This window comes from Rhizobium sp. 007, assembly GCF_015353075.1.
Lineage (GTDB): Bacteria > Pseudomonadota > Alphaproteobacteria > Rhizobiales > Rhizobiaceae > Rhizobium.
Genome location: NZ_CP064188.1, coordinates 1275367 through 1299732, shown reverse-complemented (window position 1 = coordinate 1299732; position 24366 = coordinate 1275367). Strand labels below are relative to the sequence as shown.

Sequence of the window (24366 nt, the reverse complement as noted above, 5' to 3'; positions counted from 1 at the left end):
AATACCACGGTCTCAGACCACGCACGCCGCCGACGAGCCGCTTCGTCGCGAAGCAGCAGCGCCGGCGGGCTTGCCGAAGAATTGCTGGCACCATCTCGCGCTTGTTGTTGTGCGAAACGCGAACGGATACTCAATACTAATTTGCCGCAACCCTTCGCGCGAGCGCCATCACATAGTCATCCGCGATGTCGGCCAAGGTCAAAGCGACCTCCGGCTCCTTCCACCCCGCAGCAAGGGCCCTTTGCACGAAATCTTGAAATGCCGCTGCAAGGACCTCCTCGCGCTCGACGGCTCGATATGGATCACTTGCGCCATGTTGCGGGTTGCTGATCTGTATTGTCGGACGGGTAAATTCCATTGATATGCCCCCTAGAGGTTGCGCTATTTGCATGGAGAGTACATTCGTCATGTACCCGGTTTCTCTCGCCTGAACTGCTATTATGCTTCTTTATTAATAAGTTAAGTGTCGGGTGTCGTTAGCCACGCATCCCGAAACTTGCAGCAGCGTCCATTTTTGCAATCATCGATCGGCAATGCGGAATTTTACCCTCAGTGGCCACGATATTCAGTCAAGCAAACATGCCCACGGTCCTGCGACGAGGCGGCGACCAGTAAAAAGCCATCGTGAGGAGGCCGCCGGGCTGCTTTGGACCGGTCGCCAACGGCTGGACAATGGAGCATTCGTTCATTTGGCGGTGCGGCAATGAGGTCGTCAATGCCGCAGATCGCCTGCTGTGATGGCGAACAGGCCGGGACTAGCGGCTATGGCCGAGCATCTTTAGCCATTTGTCGAAGGAATGAGCGCTCTCGACTTCTGACATTGGTGCGACAGCATGCCCAAGATAGAGCGGAACGGCTACATTTCTCGCCTCGCGCGGACTGTAACCAAACTCCTTACTGAATGCCCGGCTGAAATGGGCAGCAGAAGAAAAGCCCACAGCAAAGGCGATATCGACGATTTGCTGCCGATTGCTGATGTCACTCAGGGCAGCGTGAGCAGACAAAAGCCGCCGGCGCTGAATATAGTGATGAACGCCGCCATCCGGCTCGAACACCTGATAGAGGCGGGTGCGCGAAACACCGAGTTCCCGGCATATTCGATCCGTCGTGAGATCGGGCGACTTCAAATTGCGCTGGACGAAGCGGCGCACGCGCTCCATCAAAGCCAAGGTGCTGTGTTGCTCCGGAACAGCAATATTCGAAGCCGATGCTGAAACGCAGGTCAAAATCATATCACGTGTGGTCTGGACCACGTAGGGAAGGTCCACTGCAGCCAGACGTGAAAGGTTTGCCTCGACACCATCCAGATATTCGATCAGCAGTTTGGTGTATGTTCCGGACAAGGCGACATTGTTTTTGATTTCGCTGGAGGCGGGAACATCAAAAAGCAGTTCGCGCGGCAAATAAAGCGAGAGGACTCGTGCCTCGGTTGATCGGCCTCGAAAGGGATGGCCCAAAGAACGCAGCTCCACCTTTCCTGGCTCGCCCTCCGAGACATGCCCATCAACTTCCGTCCATGTCCGGCCGTTGCGCAGGACCGAAATGTGCCAATGATCGATGAGGTTTGACCGCACCTTTGCCTCCGATCGCATATAGCTGTGGGCAGGTGTGCTTTGTTGAACGACCAGCATGCCGCCGAGATTCCACGCCGCATGATCGGCTATAAACGCCGCTTCTTGCGATGGGCAATCCGGACGCCGAATGTCTATAAGGGGAGCGACATAGGCCTGCCAGGCCGCAAATTGATCTGCCGGTTCCAGCCCGCGCGTGGAAAACAGCAATGGTTCCAACGCTGGCGGAGCCGGAGGCTCTTCATTGCTTGGTTGTGCCGATCGCGGATAACGACGGCGTTCGACCTTTACCGGCGCAGTGTCGTCGCCCGGCACGCCATTTTCGGTTTCGGCACCGGGGGATACGGATTGTTCTTTGCGTCGATCATCTGACAATCTGGTCCCCCGAACTGGCGTCACGACAGCGCCAAATAGTCACCCGAAACCTGTGTATGTCGCCGGATCTGCCGAAAGAGACGGAGAACGCTGTCCCCTTCCAGGCGAAGATAGGCGCTTCATCAAACCAACGACTGCACAGCGCTGACCCAACCCGGCAGCATGCCATCTCTTTAGACGTTCCAGTCTCCGAGCCCGAACCGGCGACGTCTGACTTTCAAGCTCGCTACCACCGACCGTGTGGTCGACCCGATCAGGAACTGGTCTGATTCTACCGATGATCCCGTCAAGGCCATTGTCTAGGTAATTTCTTGTCTAGATTGTGGCATTTGGCGGCATGCACGAACGCCGCGGGTCAGGTGTCGGCACCGGGCGCATGAACAGGAGCCGAGTAGATGTCGTCGGCATTGGTGGAAGTCTCAACGGTCGCAGCGGCTCCATATCACCGGAATGGTCAGCATGAAGTTGAGCGGAGACTTCCAGCTTCGTGAGGAATGCCATCCCGATCCTTGTCAGGCGGTTCTGGTCTCCTGGCACGCTCGTCTGTCAAGATGTGTCTTACGATAATGTCATTGGCACTTCGCCCAGGATCGCACGCCCGCATTTCCGCTGTCAGCAATTTTAAAGCATCGGCCAATTGTCTTTCCGCGTTGACGGTAGATGCCGAACCGGCTTCGCGCAATTCGCTATAGAGCTTTGCTCGCTCGTAAACCTCTTCGGCTCTGGCCAGACACTCTGCTGTCGGTTTGATCAGCCTCAAGGCGAGGCGTAGGTTAATTGCGGCCGTAAGCTCAAATGCAGCAGCCGAGAAACTTGTAACCGCGCCCGGGGGGTGGGTGCTCTTTAGAAGCGCCAGCCATTGAGGGATCATTACGGTCTCCGGAACGCGACCTGGACATCAGGAAGAAACGAGAGTACGCGAGCACATATCTCTCGTGGGTTGATCATGCCCTCCCAGTCCTCATCTGTCCTCGGACTTTGGTCCTATCCGCAAGCGGACGAAGGTCCGATCCCGTCCGCAGGAAAGGTCTGATCTTCCTTTATCAGGCGCTTGCAGGGTTGACGACCGGCATGCGTCATGAGCAATCTCAAGAACTTGGACTGGCTTTTTCGGCTTCGGATCTTGGATGCTGCATGTAAATTTGCTCAGCAGGTTTTGCCCATCGCCTCCGAGCCGAATATTCGCCATTGCTCCAAGTGCGCTCTTTAATTGACAAAGGACGTGGGCGCTGACCCCGCGTCAGGTAACAGCGATGACTACGCGTCGGAATCTTCTAGCCACGTTGTGTTGGGCTTTGGTTGGTGTCTCCCTTTCAATCCTTCCCTACAAGATTGAAATATCGGGATCCGCGTTCGACGTGGTCACCCAGTCTGCCCTGGCCAAGAGTGGAAACAACGGCAATGGCGGCGGCAACGGCAACGGCGGCGGCAATGGCAACGGCGGCGGTAATGGCAACGGCGGCGGTGGCAATGGCAACGGCGGCGGTGGCAACGGGAAGAGCGGCTCGAGCAACAGCTCTTCCGGAAAAGGCTCTGGTGTGTCGGCAACGACAAGGGGCGATGACAACTCCTCGCTCGAAGTGCTTCACGTCGATGGAATGAGCGAGGAAGTCAAAAGGGGACGCTACATCATGAAGGATGCGAAAGGGCGCACGATCGTCAATCGGCGCGCCACTTTTGATGATGTAAAGCGGCTTCAATCATTCAGTCCCTGACCGGCTTTCGATCGATCGCATCGCGAAAGACCATCGCCGCCTCTGTCCTGTTGTTGACGTCAAGTTTCGCCATGACCTGTGTCATGTGATGCTTGATCGTTTTCTCGTGCAGGTCGAGCTTCCGGGCCACCTCCTTATTGCTAAGGCCCGTCGCGACGAGCTTTAGAACTTCGTGTTCACGGGCGGTAAGCGCAGCAATGGCGTCAACGTTGGAGGGCTCGGATGGATTGTGAAGCAACTTGGCAGACAGCGTCGGAGCGACATATCCGTCCCCGTCAGCCACCGTGCGGATGATGTCGGCGAGTGCTCTGGAGCCGACGCCTTTGAGAACATAACCTTTCGCCCCCGCCTTCAAGGCTCCGGTAACATCATCGTTGGCTTCAGAGACCGTCAACATGATGATCTTCTGCGATGGTGATGCTTCAAGGATCGGACCAATCGCGTTCAGTCCCCCGCCTGGCATGGAAATGTCGATGAGGATGATGTCGGGCCGCAGGTTCTGTGCAATTCGCAACGCGTCATCCTTCGAACCGCCTTCGGCGATCACCTCGAAACCATCGATCTCCGACAAGCTTCTCGTTACGCCCTCTCTAAACAGCGGGTGATCGTCTATAACCGCGACCCTTATCGTTTCGCTCATACTTGCTCGGTCTCCTCGGTGTTGAGTGTCATCCTGACGATCGTCCCTGGCGCCGCAAATGTGATCTCGAACGTACCGCCAAGACTTTCAACGCGTTCCCTGAGGCCCGCAAGTCCAAGGCTGGTAGGTCCGACGTCGTCGGGACTGAAACCTGGTCCATCGTCTGCGACTTCTACGCTGACGCGATTTCCCTGCAGACGCTGGATAACACGCTGGCCTGCGCCGCCGCCATGACGATAGGCATTATTCAATGCTTCCTGCACAAAGCGGTAGATGCATATTTTCGCCGACGGCGACAGACAAACAGGTATGCTGGACGTCACCAGGTCGACGATCGTCCCGGTTCTCTGGCGATGCGCGTGAACACCACGCTCCAATATTTCAGAAAGGCTCGCTGCCTCGATCTGCGGCAAGACCAGACCGCTGCAAATCGTACGGATTTCGCGCATGGCTTCGTCGAGACTTGCCTTGATGGACGCTATCTCCCGCTCGCGGGTGACAGGAGAGGTCGATGCGCTGACGACGGTGCGGCTATCCAGCCGAAGCGAAGCATAAGCTATAAGTTGGGCTGGGCCGTCGTGAAGATCCGCGCCGATGCGCCGCAGATAGCTCTCGTTCAACGCGGTGACGCGTTCGGAAGCGCGCTGGACACGCTCCCGGAGAGCCTCGTTCTGGGCAAGCAAAGCGGACAAATCGTCAATCCGCTGCCTCAACGCATGACGCTGATTTTCGATCGTTCGGCTACCCCTTAGAACAATCGCCGAAAGCGTCGCGAAGAACACAAGGGTAAAACCCGCCACCGCGAGCCAGGTGTGAAGCCGGGCCTGGCTGAGGCTGTGCTGGAAGTCATTGGCAATTTCGTAAAACTCGGAAACGGCGACCACCTGTCCCGACCAGGGCTGCAGGACGGGGTTGTAGATCTCCAGAAGCGGTTTACCGGCAAGACGTTCTACCTTGTCCTCGACATCGTCGAGCTCGTTGAACTGAGCCGCCATCTTGCCGGCAAAGGCCGTCTTCAGCTCATCACTGAGCGGGAACTTCTTTCCGACCATGGTCTTGTCGTTCGAATAGAGAATAGTTCCATCCGAGCGCCACAAACGAAATGACAACAGCCGGTCGCCGAGCGCACCTTGCCCGAGCGTCTCGTCCAGAGCCCGCGCGACCGTGTCGTCAAGCGCCTGGCTCGTCTGCATGTCAGGCAGCAGCGGAGCAATGACACTGTCCACGTAAAGGGCAGTCGTTGCGGCAGAATTGCGTGTAACGGCGTCTTCGATCAAACGAGTCACGAACGCCCCGACCAGAAGCATCGCTCCAATCGAGACAATGCCACCAATGACCAGGAACTGCTTGGCCAGTGACTGCGAATTCCATTTTGAAATCAGGTTGGGCCGACGCACGAGTTATTCTCGGGGATTGGTCGCACTGCGTGGGCGACCCGTTTCGATCTTGCAGATAGCCTACCTTCTCCGCTGCGGCGGTCAATGGCGAGCGTGTCAAGCGTCCACTATCAGACGTTTAGAATCCATCCATCGGACCTAAGTCCTAACCGCTGCGGCATTGGTCTGAGGAGCATGGAATCGCGCCGCCGCGCAAGCTATCGTTGCGTTCACTGAAGCCGATCATCGGCGGCTGGCCGTGATTTTCATCGCCGCCGCTTTAACGAGGAGACATCGCATGCCAATCAGAAAACTGATCAGCCGGGGCATTCTTGCGCTTACGATGACAGTCGCACCACTAACGGGCGCTACGGTCGGAATCTCGAACGAGGCCCTCGCCAAGGACGGAAATGGCAACGGCAATTCTGGTGGTGGTGGAAACGGCAATGGGAATGGGAATGGGAATGGAGGCAACCACGGCAGCGCGGGCTCGAACCATGGCAAGTCTGGCAATGCGCATTCCCATTCGAAGACGAGTTCAAAGTCGGGTGCAAGCACGCCGACGCTCGAATCGCTTTTCTTTCATGACAAAAAGACTGGTAAGGCAACAAAGGCGGATAAGCCCGTCAAGAGCGGCAACGCTGCAAAGAAAAGTCTGAAGAACACTAAATCGGACACGGTTGGACTGAGTTCGTTGAACCGCAACTATCACGCCTACATGCATTCCAACGACCCGCGACTGGCTCCCGTTGCGGCCTACGTCATGGCATATGCTGAATTCGAAAAGGTAAGCGGGCCCGATGTGGTTCCGACCGATCCGGCGCTGAGCGATGAGGCGCTGCGCGAGGCCCTTACGGGCTTCACAAAAGGGGGCGTCGTGAGCGACGATGCCCTTGCTGAAGCCAAGGAAATCCTCGGCGTGGGACCGGCAGTCGGCAAGATCGACGAGATTCGCGAAACGCTGCCCGATCCGGAGGCCGTGGATACGGTTGAGGAGCCAACAACCACGGAAACGACGACAACAGTCACGATTGTCACGGAGACGCCCACCGAGCCGGCGAACTGATGTTGAGATACTCGCCGGCACCTGAGGTGCCGGCGCAATTCATTGCCGGCAGCGGCGAGGTCCCTCGATAACCACCACGCTGGCTGCAGAGTCCCGTCTAGGAACTCCTGCTGAGAGATCTTAGCGAAACATTATCATTTGTGTCGAATGCTACGGATACGTGCAACGTGCCATATCTGAATCAGGGCCGGATGATGCCGCAATCGTTTGAATCTATCCTGGAAAGCCTGCGCCAGGGCATTGTGCTTCTCGATCCTGGCCGGTCTGGTGAAGCAGATCGTCGAACTGCACCAAGGCTCAATCGAGGTTCGCAGTGCAAGGGGATCCGGATCGACATTTGCCGTTACACTTCCAATTACGCGAAACAGCGGTTCTTCCGCGCGCAGTGATGCTGCCTGAGGCGAGACGTCGACAATAAAATCACCATTCTTCGCATTGACGCGAAGCTCGCTTCGCATTGTTGAGGCGTGTTGAGGGATGCAGGCTCAACTCGACCCGTCCAAACGGTCGTGGGGGATTGGAGGCGTCCAGGCCAAATGGTTGATCTTTACGGTGTCAGGATGCCGGAAATGGCGGCCGCCCGGGGAAGGCCAATCATCTTGAGCGCGATGGCCCCTTTTGTCGACGCCCATCGCATTTTTGGGCACTCCAGGCGCTGATCTGGTTGCGACCGTTGCGTTTGGCATCATAAAGAGCGTCGTCCGCGCGTTTGATCAGTTCAGACGATACGAGTTCGGAAGAAGAGCTTAGCTTTGTCGAAACGCCGACACTTGCGGTGACATACCGGAATTCGCTGCCCGCATGCGGTATTTCCAGCGCCCGAAGCCCCGTCAGGAATTTGCGGGCAAGCGCCTGGGCTGCGCCTTCGTCGGTTTCGGGCAGCAGAACGACGAATTCCTCACCACCAAAGCGGGCGACGACATCGGTGCGGCGCTTGACAACCTGGCGTAAACAATCGCTCACGGCTTTGAGACATTCGTCGCCGGCAACATGACCGTAAGTGTCGTTATAAGCCTTGAAACGATCGACATCGATCAAAAGCAGGCTGAGCGGGGTCCGGTTTCTGGTGCTCCGGGCGAGCTCGATGACGATCGCCTGGTCGAAAGCTCGCCGGTTGACGATCCCCGTTAAAGCATCCGTTTCCGCCAAACTCTTCATTTGCTCGGCAAGTTCACGTAGCGAGTGCTCGGCCTGCTTCATGGCTGTGATGTCGGATACGACAACAAGTGCTTTCCCGTCGGTCGTCAGTCGCGTCCGCAAGCTGAGCCAGCGGCCATCACAGAGGTCAATCTCCTCGTCCTTGTCCTGATGCAGGTGCGCGACGGCGTTGTCGATCCAGTCGTCTGTCACTTGCTTGGGTAGATCGCGCCGCTCCTCTGTCTCCGCGACCTTCCGCAGAATGTCTTTAATGTTGGCCCCGGGAATCCGCGCTGGAGCAGATAAGGGGAAAAGACACCTGTACTGCTCGTTACAGAATAGCAGCGTGCCGTCAGGACCGAACATCGCAAATCCATCCGACATGCCGGCCATCGCGTGCGACAGCAGATTCCGGCTTTCGGTCAGTTCGTGCTCCACGCGCCGCTGTTCCGTGATGTCGCGCGTGGCGCCAGCAAGACCGATGATTTCGCCCTTTCCGTCGCGCAAAGGAAACTTGGACGTCGAGTAGCACCTTTCCTGCTCGCCCTCACGAAGCTGTTCGATCTTGTCGATCACGGGTTTGCCGCTCCGCACAAGCTCTTGCTCTTCGGCAAACAGGATCTCCGCGCGCCGTTGCGTTGCAAGCTGAAAATCGGTGAGGCCGATCATCTCGGCCGGCGAGCTGAAGTGATGATGTTCGGCGACATTGCGGTTGACGATGACAAACTGGCTCTGGCTATTCTTGACGTAATGGTAGTCGGATGTCTGGGTGAGGGCGGCCGTCAACAGATCACGTTCGAGTGCAATGCGTTCGAACTGCAACAGGACAAGCCCGGAGATGATGATGGCGCAGGAATTCAGGAAGACAGCGGGTGCAACGATTGTCGTAAGCGTTTGGCCATCGGCGTAGCTTAGCAGGATCAGTGACCCCACGAGTGTTACGCAAACCGCAGCAGCCAAGAGCACGACATCGATAATCCCGATCTTGCGGTTTTGAACGACTATGTGAGCGGCAAGACCAACGGCGCCGATCAGCAGGATACCGGTAATGCCGTTGATTGTTCCCGCTCCGCCTGAAAATATCCGGAAGGCGCCTGCAACAGCCATCGTGGCAATGGCTGCCACCGGCCCGCCAAACAGCCCGGAGATCGCAATCAGCGACGATCTCAAATCGATGAATGTCCCGGAGTTGACAGGGATCGAAAGCAACATCGATGCAATGGCGCCGAGGCCCATTGTCAGACCGAATGCGACCCTCGACTGAAGCGCGGAAACATCGCGGAATCGATAATAGAAATGAGCCCACAGCGACATGACAAGCGCAACGACGGCGAGGTTTCCCGTCAGTATCTGCCAGGTTGTACTCATGATCGTTTCAGCAGCTCGAGAACATGGATCAATTTGAACTTCTACGCTTTTTTTCTTTCGGGCAGCTTAACGCGGTGTTTGCTTTGGATCCCGGTGGCGGGCTATCATTTCAGCGCCGCTGACTGCGTTGGATGGTTACGACTGTCGTTAACCACGCTTTCATCCCACTTGCTGAAAAATCCGGCCTCATAGACGCTCTCGGCGTTCACATGCTGCGTGCGTCGATCTGCCATGCGAGAGCCTGGCCGGGCCTGACGTTGTCCGTCAATGTCTCACCAATCCAGCTGTGTAATCCGGACTTCGGGGCGCAAGTGATTGCGGTTCTGCAGGAATCTGATTTCGACGCCAACCGCCTGACTTTGGAGATAACCGAAAGCGTCCTCATGACGAATCCTGATCAGGCCCGCCGGTCCATCGACCAGCTTAAGCGCGTCAGAATCAAGTTCGCGCTTGACGACTTCGGTTGCGGCTATGCGAGTATTGGCGCACTGCGGCAGTTTGGCTTCGATCGGATGAAGATCGATCGATCACTTGTTTCGGGTGTCGAAGACGCTGCAAACGGCATTGAGGTTCTTCGCGCGACGATCTCCTTGGCAACGGCTCTTAATATTCCCGTTCCGCCGAGGCATCGAGAATGCCCGCCAGGCAGCGATTTTACGCGACACAGGATGTGATCAGCTTCAAGGATACCTCGTCGGAAAGCCCATGTCGGCACGGGAGATCTCAGAGAGACTTCGTCAAGAAGATCCAGCGGCATGATTGCCCAGCGGCTGCGCAAACCTTTCTTAATACTGTTAACTCTTTGTTAACCATGGCGGCGGTAAATATGGTCAACGATTTCTTAACATAGATGACCAAAGTGCTAACAGACGCTCGCTCTATCCGCATCAAGGGCCGCTCTTTCCTCGCGGTCATGCTTTCTCCAGATCTCCCGCTCGATGATTGGCTGGCGAGGCTGGATGATCTCGCAGCCCGCTCAGCCGGATTCTTTTTGGGCCGGCCCATCGTGCTTGATGTCACGGACCTGCAGATCGACCGATCGCAGTTGAAGGACCTTATTGCGGAACTAACGCAACGCAATGTGAGCGTCATGGGAATCGAGGGCGGGCGGCCGTCAATCCTTGGGCCAGGCATGCCGCCTGCACTGAAGGGCGGACGGCCGGTTTCCGACTTTGAGCTTCCAAAAGCGGAACCAATCATCGATCTGCAAAGCAAGCCGCCGGCAAGCGAAGCGCGTCCGGCGCTCCAGTCCATCGTGATCCGGCAGCCCGTGCGTTCAGGCCAGTCAGTGATTTTCCCGGAAGGCGATGTCACCATCGTCGGTTCTGTTGCCTCCGGTTCGGAGATCATCGCCGGAGGTTCGGTCCATGTTTATGGCACCTTGCGGGGCCGGGCCATGGCGGGGTCGGTCGGAAATGCGTCCGCGCGGATCTTCTGCCGAAAGCTCGAGGCAGAGCTAGTTGCGATTGATGGCGTCTACAAGACCGCTGAAGACATGGCCTCGAACCTTCGAGGACAAGCTGTCCAGCTCTGGCTGGAAGGCGACACGATCATGGCAGAGAAACTTATCTGAGCCGAAAGCCGGCTAGGACACAGGAGAGCAAGATGGGGAAAGTCATCGTCGTCACTTCAGGCAAAGGCGGAGTTGGCAAGACAACTTCTACCGCCGCGCTTGGAGCGGCTCTGGCGCAGAGGAACGAAAAAGTGGTCGTCGTCGATTTTGACGTCGGGCTACGCAATCTCGATCTCGTGATGGGTGCGGAGCGAAGGGTCGTCTACGACCTGATCAACGTCATACAAGGCGATGCCAAGCTCCCTCAGGCGCTGATACGCGACAAGCGACTCGAGACGCTGTTTCTGCTCCCGGCATCGCAAACGCGCGACAAGGACAACTTGACGCCGGAGGGTGTCGAACGTGTCATGGCCGACCTGAAGCGCCACTTCGACTGGATCATCTGCGATAGCCCCGCAGGCATCGAACGTGGGGCGACCCTTGCAATGCGCCATGCCGATATCGCCGTCGTCGTCACCAACCCGGAAGTTTCTTCGGTCCGTGATTCGGACCGCATCATCGGCCTATTGGACGCCAAGACCGCCAAGGCAGAACGCGGCGAGCGGATGGAGAAGCATCTGCTCCTGACCCGCTACGATGCCAACCGAGCCGAACGGGGCGATATGCTCAAAGTCGATGACGTCCTGGAGATCCTTTCCATTCCGCTCCTCGGCATTGTTCCCGAAAGCATGGATGTTCTACGCGCCTCCAATATTGGCGCGCCGGTGACGCTCGCCGATAGCCGCAGTGCACCCGCGATGGCATATTTCGATGCCGCCCGCCGGCTTGCCGGTGAGGAAGTACCGATCACAATTCCCGGGGAAAAGCGCGGTCTCTTCGGCAAGATATTCGGACGGAGGGCCGCATGAACATCTTCAGTCTTTTCGGCAAGAAGAAAACCGCCCCCGCGGCCCGTGAACGCCTGCAGGTGCTTCTGGCCCACGAACGCTCGTCGGCGGGTTCAGACCTTGTATCGCTGCTGCGCGAGGAAATCCTTGCGGTGATTGCCAAGCATGTGCAGCTCGACAACGACAAGGTCCAAGTAAAGATGGATCGCAATGAGCACGTGTCGATTTTGGAAATCGACGTCGAGATCCCATTGAAGGCAGAGGCGCAAGCTGCTTGAAACGGCCAAAGAAGCCGCACGCCTGAAGTAGTGGTCAGATATTGAGAGCCGGGTAGGCGAGGGGAGGGCGCGGAGTAAGCGGCGACTGTAACTGTCTGTTGCCTGAAGACGCCGCCCTCCCGCTGCCGCTTCCGGCATTGCGGCGCCTGATAACATCCATATACCCAGCTTGGCCCGGAGCGCCCCGTCAGCGCCGCTGATGGAAGCACCGCTTCTGACCGGCGACGGCGATTTGCGCAGGCGTTCATACCTGGACGACCGGCGCGATTGGGACAATCATGCACCGGCGTTGGCCATACGGGGCAACCAGGTCCAATCGTGATCGCCGTAATCGCGCGGACCGGTGCCCCGATGCACCCAGTTGTGCGATGCTGCACCCGCCGCTCGCCGGCTCCCTTCCTGAACTTTGCCACTTTTGCGGCCGCTTCTGCTGCTGATGCGCAATCGGGTTGCAGCCGGACTGCTGCCCTATAATCGATTAAACTCGACCTAGCTTAACAAATTGATTTACATGACATTTGAGGCATGGCAACGGGTAGAAACTCAACTGTTGCCGGGGGCCAAATGAGCAGGGGTGTTTTTGCTTTCAGACCGGCCGCTCTTCGTGAAAGAGCGGTGGGCGAAATCCACGCTCGGCCATATGCCCTTATTACGGTACCTCGCGTCATCTTTCAGCTTGCTTTCTTGACGGACAGCGAGCCCGATCAGGATCATGATATCGTAAAGCGGCTCTCCCAATCGAGCGGATCGCCGCCTCCGTCTCACGAGACCAATCACCATGCGATCAGCTGGGGACAAGGAACGCTGAGATGGGAACGCCACACGGAATTCTCGACCTATTTCTGGGACAGCCCCGCTCCGGAAAAGTTCGGGGCTGAGATCCCTGTGCATCCATTCGGTGACGGATTTTCGCAACCCGGACCCTTCATCTCGGGAATACGGCTGGAGATAAGATCTGACACTGAAGAGACGCAGAAGGACCTCGCCGTTTTCGACCGGACGAGCCTTTGCCGCAGTGACCTCAGAAGCGGGGAGGCCACCATTCTTACGGATTTCCGTCCGGATGGGGATGGCCTGACAAAGATCCTCGTTATTGACCGCGGTCTATCCGACAGCTCGCGCGGTGCGCTCGTTCAGAAGCTTCTGGACATTGAGACCTATAGAACACTTGCAATGATGGCATTGCCTTTGGCACAATCGCTGTCACCCGAGATCCGCCGGATAGAAGCTAGCCTGACGGCGGTCACTCAGCGGATGAAACAGCACGCTCGCGACGAAGCCGATCAACTGCTTGCGGAAATTACCCGTCTGGCGGCCGAACTCGAAGCGAATGCTGCGATGAGCCTTTACCGGTTCGGCGCCGGCCGCGCCTACTACGAAATTGTCCAAGAGCGAATTCGGGCGCTTGCCGAAACAGCGACATCCGGGAGCGAGAGCCTTGGTACTTTCTTGGAGCGCCGCCTGGCACCGGCGATGCGGACCTGCCAATCTGTAGAGGAGCGCCAGGCAAATCTCTCGCGCAAACTGGCTCGTGCCACGTCCTTGCTAAGGAGCTGGATCGATGTCGAGCTGGAGCAGATCAACATGACGTTATTAAACTCCATGGACCGCAGGGCAAAAATGCAATTACGCCTGCAGCAGACCGTTGAGGGCCTCTCCGTTGCTGCCATATCGTACTATGTCGTCGGACTGATTGGATATGTCGCCAAAGGGGTACACTTGTTTGGCATCGAGTTTGGATCAGAAATTGTGATGGCAATCTCGGTGCCTGTCGTCGTCTTGGGAATTTCGCTTATCGTGCGGAATATCAGGCATCGGCACTCGGAAGAAGGCGATACGCATTAAAGGAACCACCCGCAGGTTGGGCGAAGACGATCACTGTCGGATTTGGCCGACATACGAATGGCTTCTGGACTCTTGGGGCAAATATGTTCGAGCGTAGCCAGATGCGGATGACCATATCGTCGTGTAACGTCTTCTCGGTGGACGTCAGGACTGGCGGCGGATTCTCGACACGCTGGTGATCCGCTCAGACAGCTCTCCGAACCCGACAAAGCTAAGCGCGACCGACGGTTCTTCAACGGGCCGTAGAGCGCAGAGCTAAGAGCTTGCCGCTGGCATCGTCGATATAGACCAGCAGGCGCAATTGGGACCGCGGTTCTCTGACGTTGACCAGCAGATGGAGAGGCGAGACTGTCGCATCTCTAAAATGCCGTTTACCCGCAATGTGGCAGCGGGGTTGAGCCGTCCGTTTTTGGCGCAGAGTTAAAATGTCACTTTGAGCTGCCACAGGGCACGACGATCAGCCCCGATCTGAGCGGCTGGTCCGAGTTGCAAGATCAGATCGGGGCGGGTGAGGGGCACCTCTCGGCTTGAGCTTTCTCAGTTTCAATTGCAGCGTTCCTAGTGGATAGTTCGAAGCGTATATGCTGCAGGACCGAAGCGAGGATGTCGCAATGCTTCCGGAAATCAGGCTGATGCGTGACGTCGACGTCGCGGCTCTGTCGCCATTGCTTCGTCTGATGATCCTGGCCGTAGCCTATGCCGACACTCAAGGCGGCATTGGATTGACAGCCACAGGTGCGATGAACCGCAAGTTCGTGCACTGGGCTGCTGTTCACTTCCATTGGCCCGAATACTGCTGCGAGGACCTATACAGCATCAATAAGGTTCTCAATGAAGCTGATATGCCGCCGCTTTGGGTGGTTCGCGACATGCTCAGCCATCTGAAACTACTTCGGAGAAAAAAAGACGTCCTGCTGCCCACAAAACGCGGCCGGGATTTTTTTGTAAAACCGCAGGCCTTCTTCGATTTGATCGCGACGGATTATCTTTATGCTTATATCCACGATGGGCAAAGGCAGGAAGATGTACGTGGCCGGATGCGGTGGTGGCACGTCTTCCTCAATCTTATCAATATCAAGGCAAGAGCGGGCTGTTCACTGAATGACTTAGTGAAAGAGTTGTACCCGAGCGAAACATACCCAGCGGCGGAAGCAGAAATGACTGTCGAGGCTTCAATGATCAGGTCGGATTTCCGCTATGACATCATGCGGCCCTTATGTTGGCTGGGATTGCTGCACGAAGATCGCGAGGGGCTGACTATTATACAGGACGGAACCTACCACAGGACACCGCTGTGGGCGGCTTGCCTGCAGCTGGAATCCGATACGCAGACCGAAATCGGTGTGCATTGAGCGGTTCCTGCAAAGCTCTCCTTACTCCGCCGCCTGCTGCCGGGACAGCGCTTGAAGCCGCCTGGCGATGACGACTGAATCGTTCATGAAGTCCGTCTTCCGACCCGGCTTGCGGCCCCGCGGTTTGTAGCCATTCTTCTCACTGTTGGTCCTCACCTTTGGTCCAGGCAACTGCTCCTGACGTGCTTTGATATAGGCCAGGACATCGCCGAGCCGCTTGTTCTCGGTGATCACCGCATGTGTCACCCGCTGGTCCTTGTCGAATGTCCTGTAGGGCAGGGAATGCCCCTTCCACCGGACATCCAATCGACCATCCGCATAGGCATAGGTCTCGACATAGCGACCCGCCAGGCCGCGCGTCACCTCGGTCTCCTCCAGCATGATCCGCTGGCGCTCGAACGAGAACGTCAGCTGCGCTCCGACATAACGCTGCTCACGCTTGCACAGGATCTCGGCCAGCCGATCCGGCGCCAGATTCATCGGCCGGTGCAGGTCTTCGGACCGGGCAGGGACGATTGCGAAGCGTTGGTTATAATACTCCATGAAACCAGGCAAAAACGCATTGCCAGTCTCCATGTCGCAGATGCCCGCCAGCCGTAATTCCTTGACCAGCCGATCCTGCAGCGTCCGGTTCATCCGCTCGACGCGACCCTTGGCCTGGCTGGAGTTTGCACAAAGAATCTCAATGCTTAGCTCGCAAAGCGCCCGCCCGAACTGGGTCATGCCCTGGCCACCCTTGGCGTCCTTCTTCGCCACCCGAAACACCGAATGCTTGTCGGAATAGAAGGCCACAGGCGCGCCGTGATGCTTCAGATAAAGCGCCAGCGCCTCGAAATAGCTGAAGGCGCTTTCCGAGCGCACGAAACGCAACTGCATCAACCTGCCCGTCGCATCGTCGACGAACACCAGCAGCGAGCACGGTTCACCACGATCTTCGAACCAGCGATGTTCCGAGCCGTCGATCTGCACCAGTTCGCCATAGGCCTCGCGCCGCAAGCGTGGCTGATGAAACGTCCGCCGCTGCTTGCGTGATAGCCACAGGCCAGCATCCACCATCCAGCTGCGCAATGTCTCGCGCGACACACGCACTCCATCGCGTTCGGCAAGCTTCTCGGCCGCCAGCGTCGGACCGAAGTCCGCATAGCGTTCGCGCACCAGCGTCACGGCGTAATCGCGAACACCGTCGCTGATCCGGTTGTTCGACGGCCGGCCGATCGCCTTGTGCCGGATCGATGCCGCACCGCCAGTGCTGATCCGCTCCAGCAGCCGACGCACCTGGCGCGTGCTCAGATCAAGCACATGCGCCGCCGACACCAGCGTCATGCGGCCGGCGATCACTTTCGACAAAATCTCGATCCGCTGCAGATCACGCTCGCTCATCGCAATCAGTCCCATCCGCAATCTCCCAGGTCATCAAAACCCGGGGAGAGTGACATTCTTACTTTGCAGAATCAGGACACTTTAACTTTGCGGCTACACACAATGTGGCGGGGAAGTTGGAATGTCCGCTTCTGCGCAAAGTTAAAATGTCACTTTGGGCGGCGTCTTCAGCCATTTAGAAATGCGACACTCGACATCTCCACTTGCGCTGAGGCAAGCCCCCGACCGGACCGGCTGGGCCGGGTTGCAAGGGAAGGGAGGGGGCGGGTGAGAGGCACCCCTTCGGGCTTTAGCTTTCTCAGTAGCAATTGTTCGGTCGCCGGTTGTACTATTGTCGGCAGTATGTTGCAGGGCAGGGATCAGAGTGGCACGATGCTTCCGGAAATCAAGCTGGTGGGTGACGTCGATGTCGCCGCTCTCTCGCCACTTCTTCGCGGGATGATCCTTTCGGTTTCCTACGCCGGCAGTCAGGGCGGCATCGGGTTGACCGCGACTGGCGCCATGAACCGCAAGTTTGTGCATTGGGCCGCCACGCACTTCCAGTGGCCCGGCTTCACAGCCGAAGACCTCTACAGCATGAACAAGGTGCTCAACGAAAGCGACATGCCGCCGCTTTGGCCCGTGCGCGACATGCTTCATCACCTCAAACTTCTTCGCTGGAATAAGGACAACCTGCTGCCAACCAAACGTGGTCGGGACTTCTTGGCGAGACCGAGAGCCTTCTTCGATCTGATCGCCACGGATTATCTTATATCCATCATGGGCAGACGCAGGAAGATGTGCGCAACCGGATACGTTGGTGGCACGTCTTTCTCAATCTTATCAATATGAAAGCAGATATGCCTTGTTCTCTCGAAGAGCTGGCGAACGAGCTATATCCGAGCGAAGCGTATCCAGCGCCAGCAGAGATGACGGTCGAAACCGTAATGGAACGATCGTCGCTCCGCTACGACGTCATCCAGCCGCTGTGCTGGCTGGGATTGCTACACGAAGAGCGCGAAGGACTGACTATCTGGCAGGACGGTACCTACCGCAAGACACCCTTGTGGGAGGCCTGTCTGAAACTGGCGTCGGATAAGCAGGCCTCAATCAGCATGCATTGACGACGACTTTTATTCGGCAGCCGGTTGCCTCAACAACGCGTTCTCTCGCCGCGCAACGACCTTTGGATCGCCCATGAAATCTTTCCTCCGGCCCGGGCCGCGAGCGCGTTTCACGTAGCCATTTTTGTCGCTGTTGCTCTTTACGGTCGGCTTGTCCTGCTGGTCCTGGCGCTCCTTGATATAGGACAGGACATCGCCAAGCCGCTTGTTCTCGGTGATCGCCGCATGCGTCACACGCTGGTCCTTGTCGAACACCGTGTAGGGCAGGGAATACCCTTTCCAGCGCACATCCAGGCGACCATCCGCATAGGCATAGGTCTCGACATAACGGCCAACCAGACCGCGCGTCACCTCGGTCTCCTTCAGCATGATCCGCTTGCGTTCAAACGAAAACGTCAGCTGCGATCCGACATAACGCTGCTCGCGCTTGCACAGGATCTCCGTCAGTCGATCCGGCGCCAGGTTCATCGGACGATGCAGGTCTTCAGACCGGGCAGGGACGATCGCAAACCGCGCATTGTAGTCCTCCATGAAGCCCGGCAAAAACGCATTACCCGCTTCTATGTCATCGATCCCGGCCAGCCGTAGTTCCTTGACCAGCCGATCCTGCAACGTCCGGTTCATCCGCTCGACACGACCCTTGGCCTGGCTCGAATTTGCGCAGAGAATCTCGATGTTTAACTCGCAAAGCGCACGTCCGAACTGGGTCATGCCCTGGCCGCCCTTTGCGTCCTTCTTCGCCACCCGGAACACCGAATGCTTGTCGGAATAAAAGGCAATTGGTGCACCGTGACACTTGAGGTATAGCGCCAGCGCATCGAAGTAGCTGAACGCGCTTTCCGAGCGGACAAAGCGCAACTGCATCAACCTGCCCGTCGCATCGTCGACGAACACCAGCAGCGAGCACGGATCGCCACGATCCTCGAACCAGCGATGCTCGCTGCCATCGATCTGTACCAGTTCGCCATAGGCTTCGCGCCGCAAGCGCGGCTGATGAAACGTCCGCCGCTGCTTGCGTGATCGCCACAGGCCAGCATCCACCATCCAGCTGCGCAATGTCTCGCGCGACACACGCAATCCATCTCGGGCAGCAAGCTTCTCGGCCGCCAGCGTCGGACCGAAGTCCGCATACCGTTCGCGAACCAGCGTCACGGCGTAATCCCGGACACCGTCACTGATCCGGTTGTTCGACGGCCGGCCGATCGCCTTGTGCCGGATTGATGCCGCACCATCAGCGCGGATCCGCTCCAGCAGACGACGCACCTGGCGCGTACTCAGATCAAGCACATGCGCCGCCGACACTATCGTCATCCGGCCGTCAACGACCTTCGACAAAACCTCGATCCGCTGCAGATCACGCTCGCTCATCGCAATCAGTCCCATCCGCAATCTCCCAGGTCATCAAAACGCGGGGAGTGTGACATTCCAACTTTGCAGAATCAGGACACTTTAACTTTGCGGCTACACACAAACATCACATAATCTATCTTATGGAACTAACGGGCGGTTTTGTGAGTGTTGCTTTTTGCTCCCAAACCGCCGCTTACGCAGTTGTGGATTTCCTCGATAAAAAGCGGTTTTGGCTGTTGTTTTTGTGACGGAGCGTGAAAGATTTGCGCAGGTTTATGTGGGCGCAGGTCGTTATGCCGGTTAATCTAGCTTCTTCGTCAATACCGCCAACGATGTCCGGCGTGGTCAGCGTCGGCTCTTCCGGTGCTCCTCGGTTCTGGGCGACAATCTGGAGCGACGTCCTAAAGACGTCGTTAGAGCCGTCGACCCGACGCAAGCATCTGTCCGCCCTGGACCGGCTCTATGACGCCGCCCAGCGCCAGCGTGGCAGCGACTGCCTCGACCGTCTGATCGCCGAGGCCGACGCCGATGCTCTTGCCCAGAGGTCCGCACGTCGGATAATGCCCCAAAGATGGTCTGACTTACCCGCGAGATAACCGAGACGGTCGAGGGCATGACGGCCCAGTTCGGCTTTAAGTCCCAATCCCTCTAAATTAAATCGGACGGTCGAATGAAAGTAGCAGACTTTCCACCCCGCCTTCGATGACGTCTCGATACGGCAGAAACCCTGCGGACAGCGAACCACGAATAGCTATTTTGTTCTCTTTAGCGTGACAAATGAAGCATTTGCAGTCTTGGGGGAAAAGGGAAGGAACCACGTTGAGCACATATGAGCGAAGCATAGCCTTCCCCAAGCCCCTCCCTATGAAACGCTCATCACCGATAAATAGGTCGACCGCTACGCCGTCGTGCTCGCCTATCTCAAACGCGAAATCGGGATAGTCGCGAAGCAAATAGCACTGCAATTTTCCAAAAGGCTCACCATTATAACAGGCTATATGGCAATGGGTGGGATAGCTTGGATTGAGGCGTTCGGAATACTTCCTCTGAACTTCCTCTATTGTTATCGGCGCCTTCTGGTAGTGAGCACGCATATGAGGGCTATTTAGCCATTCACACAATATCGGAAAATCTGCTTCGGTCAGTGACCTGAAATCAATCATCTGGCTGTACCTTTAGGTCGATTGCTCGACAGGTTCTACTCGCACATCGCCCACGGGCATTCCAAGCGGTAATCACGACGCCGCAAAGCCCTGCTCGCGTGCGGATGCTTGAGCGCAGGTCGCCTTCAGGACCTAGTCACTCACTCACCCAGCTTCGGAGCCGAAACCGCACTCTTTGGAACTGGCAGGCGGTTTCGCCGGTCACGCCGGCGTGCGTCCCGAGAGTTCCTAGGTATCATCGTCGTCGGTGTCGGCATCCAAACCATCCTTCACGCGCTGCACTGCCGCCGCCACAGCGGCTTCCAGAAGCGAAAGCTCGTCATCAGTCATCTCCGCAAACAAGCCGCGTCTCTTGTTTGAGATGTGGCCGTTCTGCAGGCACAGCTTGACAAACAAAGCTGCTTTGCGGTTGGGCATATCAATTATGTCGGTCAAAGCCGAGTAGCCGGCGTCGAAATAACGAATGTAGTCGAGTTCCTCCCTGAGGTCTTTCTGAACCGTCTCGCCAATCTTTTGATAGATGAACTCCACCGATGGAGTGGCATCGAAATATCGGTAGAGGTGGGCAGTGTCGTTCCTGACGACGATGCTGTGGTCCCTGTCCCATCGCCAGTCCGTTCTTTCCAAGGCGGGACGCGAGAACGTTTCAAGCGTGGCCTCGTATGCCCTTTCGTCACGGACGATGGCGGCGGATACCGGGAAGAGAAAGTCGGGAGGGGTGAAGCCTTCTCTGGACAGGATGTTGTGGATCAGGAAGCGGTGAATTCGCCCGTTGCCGTCTTCGAACGGGTGTATGTAGACGAACGCGAAGGCGACGATCGTGGCCGCTACCACCGGGTCCGACATGCCCTTCAGCCGCTCAGTCAACAAAGACCAATCCGCCATCAACGGCTCGACGTCCTCGGGTTTCGGGCCGATGAAATGGACCTTTTCAAAGCCCGGGCCGATCGTCTGCCCGACGAAGTTCTGGAAATCGCGGAAGTCATCTGCGGCATACCTCGGATCGACGATCGTATTCTGCAGCTCGACGAGATCGCCTTTGCTCGCCGGATCGAAGGCCGCGATGTTCCTCAGCGCGGCAACGAACCGTTCTGCTCGCTGCGCGGTGGGTTCTTCGCGCTCGATTTCAAAGGAGGATTTCGTCTCCTTGGTGAACAGGTACTGGATCGCCTGGCGAGGAGTGCTGGATCGCAGTCGTTCACGATGTCTTCAGCTTGCCTGTTGATTTCCGACGCTCTTGCATCGGCTATAGGCCTCGTGGAACGTACGGTGACGCATAGTCCCGGCACGCCGAGCATATTGTCGACGACCTTGTGGCGTTGTGAGAACCTTCCGGCCGCACCGATGTTTTTCTTCTCGTCCAGTGCGTGGACGTAGTTCACGGTTCCCGCGTCCGGCAGAGAAAGTCGTGTTCCAGTGAACCATTCAAAGAGAAACCATGCGCGGCGGGCGAACGCGCCTTTTGGCTCGGCTTTGATCCAGGCTTCGATCTCTGCCGGATCGACCTTGTTCATAGTCTGGGCGATAACGCCCATGTCGAGTGTTTCATGCTTCAGAGCGAATTTGAGGTTTCCCGCGATGCTTTCTTCGGGAGCATAGACGAGAGGGTACTTCTCAACGACCCTACCCTCTTCTACATATGTTTTCCGGGACGTCTGGCCGCACCAGGACTCGACGGCTGGCGCGGGGCAATCCAATCGCAGATGCGTCCTCAGCCAATTCTGTCCGATTGGAAATTCGCTCATCGTTGAAGCTTACCTATTCAAAAACGCATTCGCCTGTTCAAATTCGGTTTAATTTACCCTCTTCCGTCGAAAAACACTATACGGCCATGCATTTCCTGGCGAGCGCCATCAAAAACGCATTCGAGCGTGAAAAAACGCAATGCAAGTTTGCCTCAACGTCGAAAAATGCGATGTTTTCATCAATCTGAACCTTCCACGCCGGAACAGCTTCCATGTTGCAGGCGGCAGTACGGGTTCGGCCATCGTGGAATCCTTGGAACGATATAGTCGCCCGAAACTATCGATCCCGATGGACGCGCCGAGGGAAATGCGGCAGGCCATAGGTTTCGCCTTCCGCCTTCGCAGCCATGCAGAAAGCAACAAAGGTCTAAACGGTCCGTGCTACACCGCCCACCTGTGTTGCGAATCCGGCCTGGAACAAAAGCAACAAACATGGCCAAAACCGTGGTGCAACAGGCAGGTCAGGCATGACGATCCAAGAACGCCTTTGTTATTGGGTCATCGATAAACTCACTCACTCAGCTACAGAGCCGAAACCGCACCATTTGGAACTGATGAGACCGACGTGCACAGTCTGGAAGAGCGAAGTCGGGAATCTGAATGTCGATCCTTTAAGGCTCATCCAATCACCCTTCACCCTGTGGCGGATGATCCTTTTGCTGGTCTGGCAACACCGACCACGGTCGACCCGTACGCGCATCCTCTTCGGTCGCTTCGTATCAGAGGTCATCCGCGCTTCCGGCAATTAGCTTGAAAGCATAAATTCGATTGATTTTCATTAGGTGCTCGCCTCCCCTTCCAGCATGCCCGCACTTGAGTCGATACCGGTCAGTATCGCCCTCGAGGAGCTCTGCGGCATGAGTCCCGCCGCCGCATCTCGCATCGGCGGACAGTTCTCAAATTCCTCACGCGCACTGGCGGTGTTTGGCGGGTGGCCGCGTTCCAACACGACATAGTCCGAGCAGCTTTGATACCGCGGCATCAGTCATGGAGGTCAATTCCAATCAGCCCTTCAATTTCACAGCCAGAGAGCGAAGTTAGTAAATTGGTGGTTTTGTCCATGAAAGACGGCTCGCCGAGTTTCTTGCAATCAGACTCACCTGCAGGAACCTTGGCCAAGGTCGGCCATCCGCACCGCACACGCAGGATAATGGGAGTTAGACAGGTGTATGGTTGAGTTAGAGATTCCCCTCGACGGCGGTGCAGACTCGACAGTCGTTCGAGTCGGCCAGACAGTTCGGCGCGACGGTCGCTCTTGGTCACCGGCTGTCCTCGATCTGTTGCAGCACATGAGCGTAAAGGATTTGCTGGCGCGCCGCGTGCGCTGGGCTTTGACCACCAAGGGCGAGAAGTTCTGACTTATATTGAGGGCGAGGTCGGCCGAGGTGCCGGCTTCATCCCGGACCACGGTGGCCGCTTCGACAGTCGTCTCCCAGACTATGTTTGGCGTGACGACGTGCTCGTCTCGGCGCGCTCATACGTTCCTATCACGATGCCGCGTCGACCTTTCCCTCGGCCAGCCTCGGGTGGCGCTTGGAGTCTCGCGAGCCTGTCGAGACGGTCTGTCACAACGATCTCGCGCCATGGAACACCATCTTTCGAGCAGGCCTTCCGGTGGCGTTCATCGATTGGGACACCGCGGCTCCGGGGCCTCGCGCCTGGGACCTTGGGTTCATCGCCTGGCGTTGGGTGCCGTTCTGGCGTGACGCGAAGTGTCGAGCACACGGGCTCCCGATCGGCGTTGCCGAAAAGGCTCGCCGCTTTCGCTTGCTGCTCGACGCGTATGATCTCGAGCCTGAGATTGGCGTTGTGCACGCGGGAATCGAGCGGATGCGCCAATTGCAAGAACACATGTGGAAGCTCGTCGCCGACGGTTCTGGCTGGGAGGTCGAGCTCGCTCGCCGCGGTGTGCTCGACGAGGCGGCCCTTGAGATCGAGTGGGTTGAGGAGCACGCTTTAACTCTGGTGGGATCGTGATTCGTCCCACCCCCCGGCGTGCTCGAACACATCGCGCCAGTCGATGATGATCCAGTTGGACGCTGCTCTACTTCTGCTTCGCCTTGAGCAGTTGGGATATTGCGGACTCGGTCTACAAACCTTGCGGCGGCTGACTTGGGAAGTGTTGCGGCGAATTCGAAATGAAGAGGATATTCTTCCCGTGTTCGATGCCTGACATGACGTAGGTTGCTTTTCCGCACCAGTCCTTCCGGATCGCCGGGATGTGGGGCGGCTTCGGGCCAACTGAGACTTTTGCTTGGGTCTCCTGTGCGCCAAGAGGAGCAAGATCCAGGAGGATAAACCGAACTCCTGGATTTCGACTGTGAACAGGGGTTCGAAAGTGCTCTCTTATCGCCCGGATATCCGCGCGGGTTTGAGGGTGGCCATCTGTCTGGCTGCCATAACGCGGGTCCTTGTGGCGGGCGAAGTGAGGAATAGATTCGAAGTCCTGCACCAATTTGGGAACGGCTAACCCTCTCACAGCGTTTTCAGATGGTCGGGTTT

The 24366-nt window shown here is 57.2% G+C and carries 19 protein-coding genes and 2 pseudogenes; 11 read left to right on the top strand and 10 right to left on the bottom strand.

All coding sequences use genetic code 11. The features are described from left to right. Positions 1-136: 136 nt before the first annotated feature. Positions 137-358, bottom strand: a complete 222-nt coding sequence (locus ISN39_RS27255) for a hypothetical protein (RefSeq protein ID WP_022717815.1) — start codon at positions 356-358, stop codon at positions 137-139. A gap of 397 nt (positions 359-755) precedes the next feature. After that, complete coding sequence (locus ISN39_RS27250) at positions 756-1886, bottom strand: helix-turn-helix domain-containing protein (RefSeq protein ID WP_194731939.1); 1131 nt, start codon at positions 1884-1886, stop codon at positions 756-758. Between the two features lie 1313 nt (positions 1887-3199). Between ISN39_RS27250 and ISN39_RS27245 the strand changes: the two genes are divergently transcribed. Next, entirely contained in the window at positions 3200-3661 is a 462-nt protein-coding gene (locus ISN39_RS27245; protein WP_194731197.1) for a hypothetical protein, read from the top strand. Here the strand turns inward: ISN39_RS27245 and ISN39_RS27240 are convergent. Both ISN39_RS27240 and ISN39_RS27235 read right to left on the bottom strand, forming a co-directional pair. Then, positions 3651-4301: a response regulator transcription factor gene (locus tag ISN39_RS27240; protein WP_092588006.1), complete on the bottom strand. Its 651-nt coding sequence runs from the start codon at positions 4299-4301 to the stop codon at positions 3651-3653. The two genes, ISN39_RS27245 and ISN39_RS27240, sit on opposite strands and share 11 nt — an antisense overlap. Then, positions 4298-5698: a sensor histidine kinase gene (locus ISN39_RS27235; protein WP_074071844.1), complete on the bottom strand. Its 1401-nt coding sequence runs from the start codon at positions 5696-5698 to the stop codon at positions 4298-4300. The genes ISN39_RS27240 and ISN39_RS27235 overlap by 4 nt, the downstream gene beginning before the upstream one ends. 277 nt (positions 5699-5975) lie before the next feature. On the opposite strand from ISN39_RS27235, the gene ISN39_RS27230 reads away from it, so the two are divergent. After that, positions 5976-6743, top strand: a complete 768-nt coding sequence (locus ISN39_RS27230; RefSeq protein WP_194731196.1) for a hypothetical protein — start codon at positions 5976-5978, stop codon at positions 6741-6743. A gap of 594 nt (positions 6744-7337) precedes the next feature. Here ISN39_RS27230 and ISN39_RS27225 read toward each other — a convergent pair. Beyond that, positions 7338-9248, bottom strand: coding sequence for a diguanylate cyclase (locus ISN39_RS27225; protein WP_194731195.1), 1911 nt, complete (start codon positions 9246-9248; stop codon positions 7338-7340). Between the two features lie 158 nt (positions 9249-9406). Here ISN39_RS27225 and ISN39_RS27220 point away from each other — a divergent pair. From ISN39_RS27220 to ISN39_RS27195, 6 genes and pseudogenes are all read left to right on the top strand, one after another. Further along, positions 9407-10007 (top strand): annotated as a pseudogene (locus ISN39_RS27220) (EAL domain-containing protein); the annotation flags it as partial. Between the two features lie 91 nt (positions 10008-10098). Then, on the top strand, positions 10099-10821 hold the full coding sequence (minC, locus tag ISN39_RS27215; RefSeq protein ID WP_074071847.1) for a septum site-determining protein MinC: 723 nt from the start codon (positions 10099-10101) through the stop codon (positions 10819-10821). A 32-nt stretch (positions 10822-10853) separates the two neighbouring features. Then, the gene (minD, locus tag ISN39_RS27210) at positions 10854-11669 is read left to right on the top strand and encodes a septum site-determining protein MinD (protein WP_040115446.1); all 816 of its coding nucleotides are present in this window, start codon (positions 10854-10856) and stop codon (positions 11667-11669) included. Next, positions 11666-11926 (top strand): cell division topological specificity factor MinE, encoded by a 261-nt coding sequence (gene minE, locus ISN39_RS27205; RefSeq protein ID WP_194731194.1) that lies wholly within the window; start codon positions 11666-11668, stop codon positions 11924-11926. Before minD ends, minE begins: the two co-directional genes overlap by 4 nt. 564 nt (positions 11927-12490) lie before the next feature. After that, the gene (locus ISN39_RS27200; protein WP_194731193.1) at positions 12491-13771 is read left to right on the top strand and encodes a DUF3422 family protein; all 1281 of its coding nucleotides are present in this window, start codon (positions 12491-12493) and stop codon (positions 13769-13771) included. A gap of 611 nt (positions 13772-14382) precedes the next feature. Continuing rightward, the gene (locus tag ISN39_RS27195; protein ID WP_194731192.1) at positions 14383-15123 is read left to right on the top strand and encodes a hypothetical protein; all 741 of its coding nucleotides are present in this window, start codon (positions 14383-14385) and stop codon (positions 15121-15123) included. Positions 15124-15144: 21 nt separating this feature from the next. Here ISN39_RS27195 and ISN39_RS27190 read toward each other — a convergent pair whose 3' ends face one another. After that, entirely contained in the window at positions 15145-16518 is a 1374-nt protein-coding gene (locus ISN39_RS27190) for an ISNCY family transposase (protein ID WP_194731191.1), read from the bottom strand. 357 nt (positions 16519-16875) lie between these two features. Here ISN39_RS27190 and ISN39_RS27185 point away from each other — a divergent pair. Further along, a pseudogene (locus ISN39_RS27185) lies at positions 16876-17606 on the top strand (hypothetical protein). A gap of 9 nt (positions 17607-17615) precedes the next feature. On the opposite strand, the gene ISN39_RS27180 reads toward ISN39_RS27185, so the two are convergent. The 4 genes from ISN39_RS27180 to ISN39_RS36830 form a co-directional block, all read right to left on the bottom strand. After that, positions 17616-18989, bottom strand: a complete 1374-nt coding sequence (locus ISN39_RS27180) for an ISNCY family transposase (protein WP_194731190.1) — start codon at positions 18987-18989, stop codon at positions 17616-17618. Between the two features lie 620 nt (positions 18990-19609). Continuing rightward, the gene (locus tag ISN39_RS27175) at positions 19610-20119 is read right to left on the bottom strand and encodes a GNAT family N-acetyltransferase (protein WP_194731189.1); all 510 of its coding nucleotides are present in this window, start codon (positions 20117-20119) and stop codon (positions 19610-19612) included. 228 nt (positions 20120-20347) lie between these two features. After that, positions 20348-21184, bottom strand: a complete 837-nt coding sequence (locus tag ISN39_RS27170) for a Fic family protein (RefSeq protein WP_281438335.1) — start codon at positions 21182-21184, stop codon at positions 20348-20350. 5 nt (positions 21185-21189) lie between these two features. Further along, positions 21190-21864: a hypothetical protein gene (locus ISN39_RS36830; RefSeq protein ID WP_246763445.1), complete on the bottom strand. Its 675-nt coding sequence runs from the start codon at positions 21862-21864 to the stop codon at positions 21190-21192. A gap of 1169 nt (positions 21865-23033) precedes the next feature. Here ISN39_RS36830 and ISN39_RS36825 point away from each other — a divergent pair. Beyond that, complete coding sequence (locus tag ISN39_RS36825; RefSeq protein ID WP_246763444.1) at positions 23034-23222, top strand: hypothetical protein; 189 nt, start codon at positions 23034-23036, stop codon at positions 23220-23222. A gap of 175 nt (positions 23223-23397) precedes the next feature. Continuing rightward, a complete protein-coding gene (locus ISN39_RS36820; protein ID WP_246763443.1) occupies positions 23398-23841 on the top strand; it encodes a phosphotransferase in 444 nt (147 codons plus the stop codon). The last annotated feature ends 525 nt before the right edge of the window (positions 23842-24366 follow it).

Coding starts and splice junctions, on each gene's coding strand:
- ISN39_RS27255 (WP_022717815.1), bottom strand. CDS start 358: ATGGAATTTACCCGTCCGACAATACAGATCAGCAACCCGCAACATGGC.
- ISN39_RS36830 (WP_246763445.1), bottom strand. CDS start 21,864: ATGAGCGAATTTCCAATCGGACAGAATTGGCTGAGGACGCATCTGCGA.
- ISN39_RS27190 (WP_194731191.1), bottom strand. CDS start 16,518: ATGGGACTGATTGCGATGAGCGAGCGTGATCTGCAGCGGATCGAGATT.
- ISN39_RS27200 (WP_194731193.1), top strand. CDS start 12,491: ATGAGCAGGGGTGTTTTTGCTTTCAGACCGGCCGCTCTTCGTGAAAGA.
- ISN39_RS27225 (WP_194731195.1), bottom strand. CDS start 9,248: ATGAGTACAACCTGGCAGATACTGACGGGAAACCTCGCCGTCGTTGCG.
- minC (WP_074071847.1), top strand. CDS start 10,099: ATGACCAAAGTGCTAACAGACGCTCGCTCTATCCGCATCAAGGGCCGC.
- ISN39_RS27230 (WP_194731196.1), top strand. CDS start 5,976: ATGCCAATCAGAAAACTGATCAGCCGGGGCATTCTTGCGCTTACGATG.
- ISN39_RS27245 (WP_194731197.1), top strand. CDS start 3,200: ATGACTACGCGTCGGAATCTTCTAGCCACGTTGTGTTGGGCTTTGGTT.
- minE (WP_194731194.1), top strand. CDS start 11,666: ATGAACATCTTCAGTCTTTTCGGCAAGAAGAAAACCGCCCCCGCGGCC.
- ISN39_RS27240 (WP_092588006.1), bottom strand. CDS start 4,301: ATGAGCGAAACGATAAGGGTCGCGGTTATAGACGATCACCCGCTGTTT.
- ISN39_RS27180 (WP_194731190.1), bottom strand. CDS start 18,989: ATGGGACTGATTGCGATGAGCGAGCGTGATCTGCAGCGGATCGAGGTT.
- minD (WP_040115446.1), top strand. CDS start 10,854: ATGGGGAAAGTCATCGTCGTCACTTCAGGCAAAGGCGGAGTTGGCAAG.
- ISN39_RS27175 (WP_194731189.1), bottom strand. CDS start 20,119: ATGATTGATTTCAGGTCACTGACCGAAGCAGATTTTCCGATATTGTGT.
- ISN39_RS27195 (WP_194731192.1), top strand. CDS start 14,383: ATGCTTCCGGAAATCAGGCTGATGCGTGACGTCGACGTCGCGGCTCTG.
- ISN39_RS36825 (WP_246763444.1), top strand. CDS start 23,034: ATGGTTGAGTTAGAGATTCCCCTCGACGGCGGTGCAGACTCGACAGTC.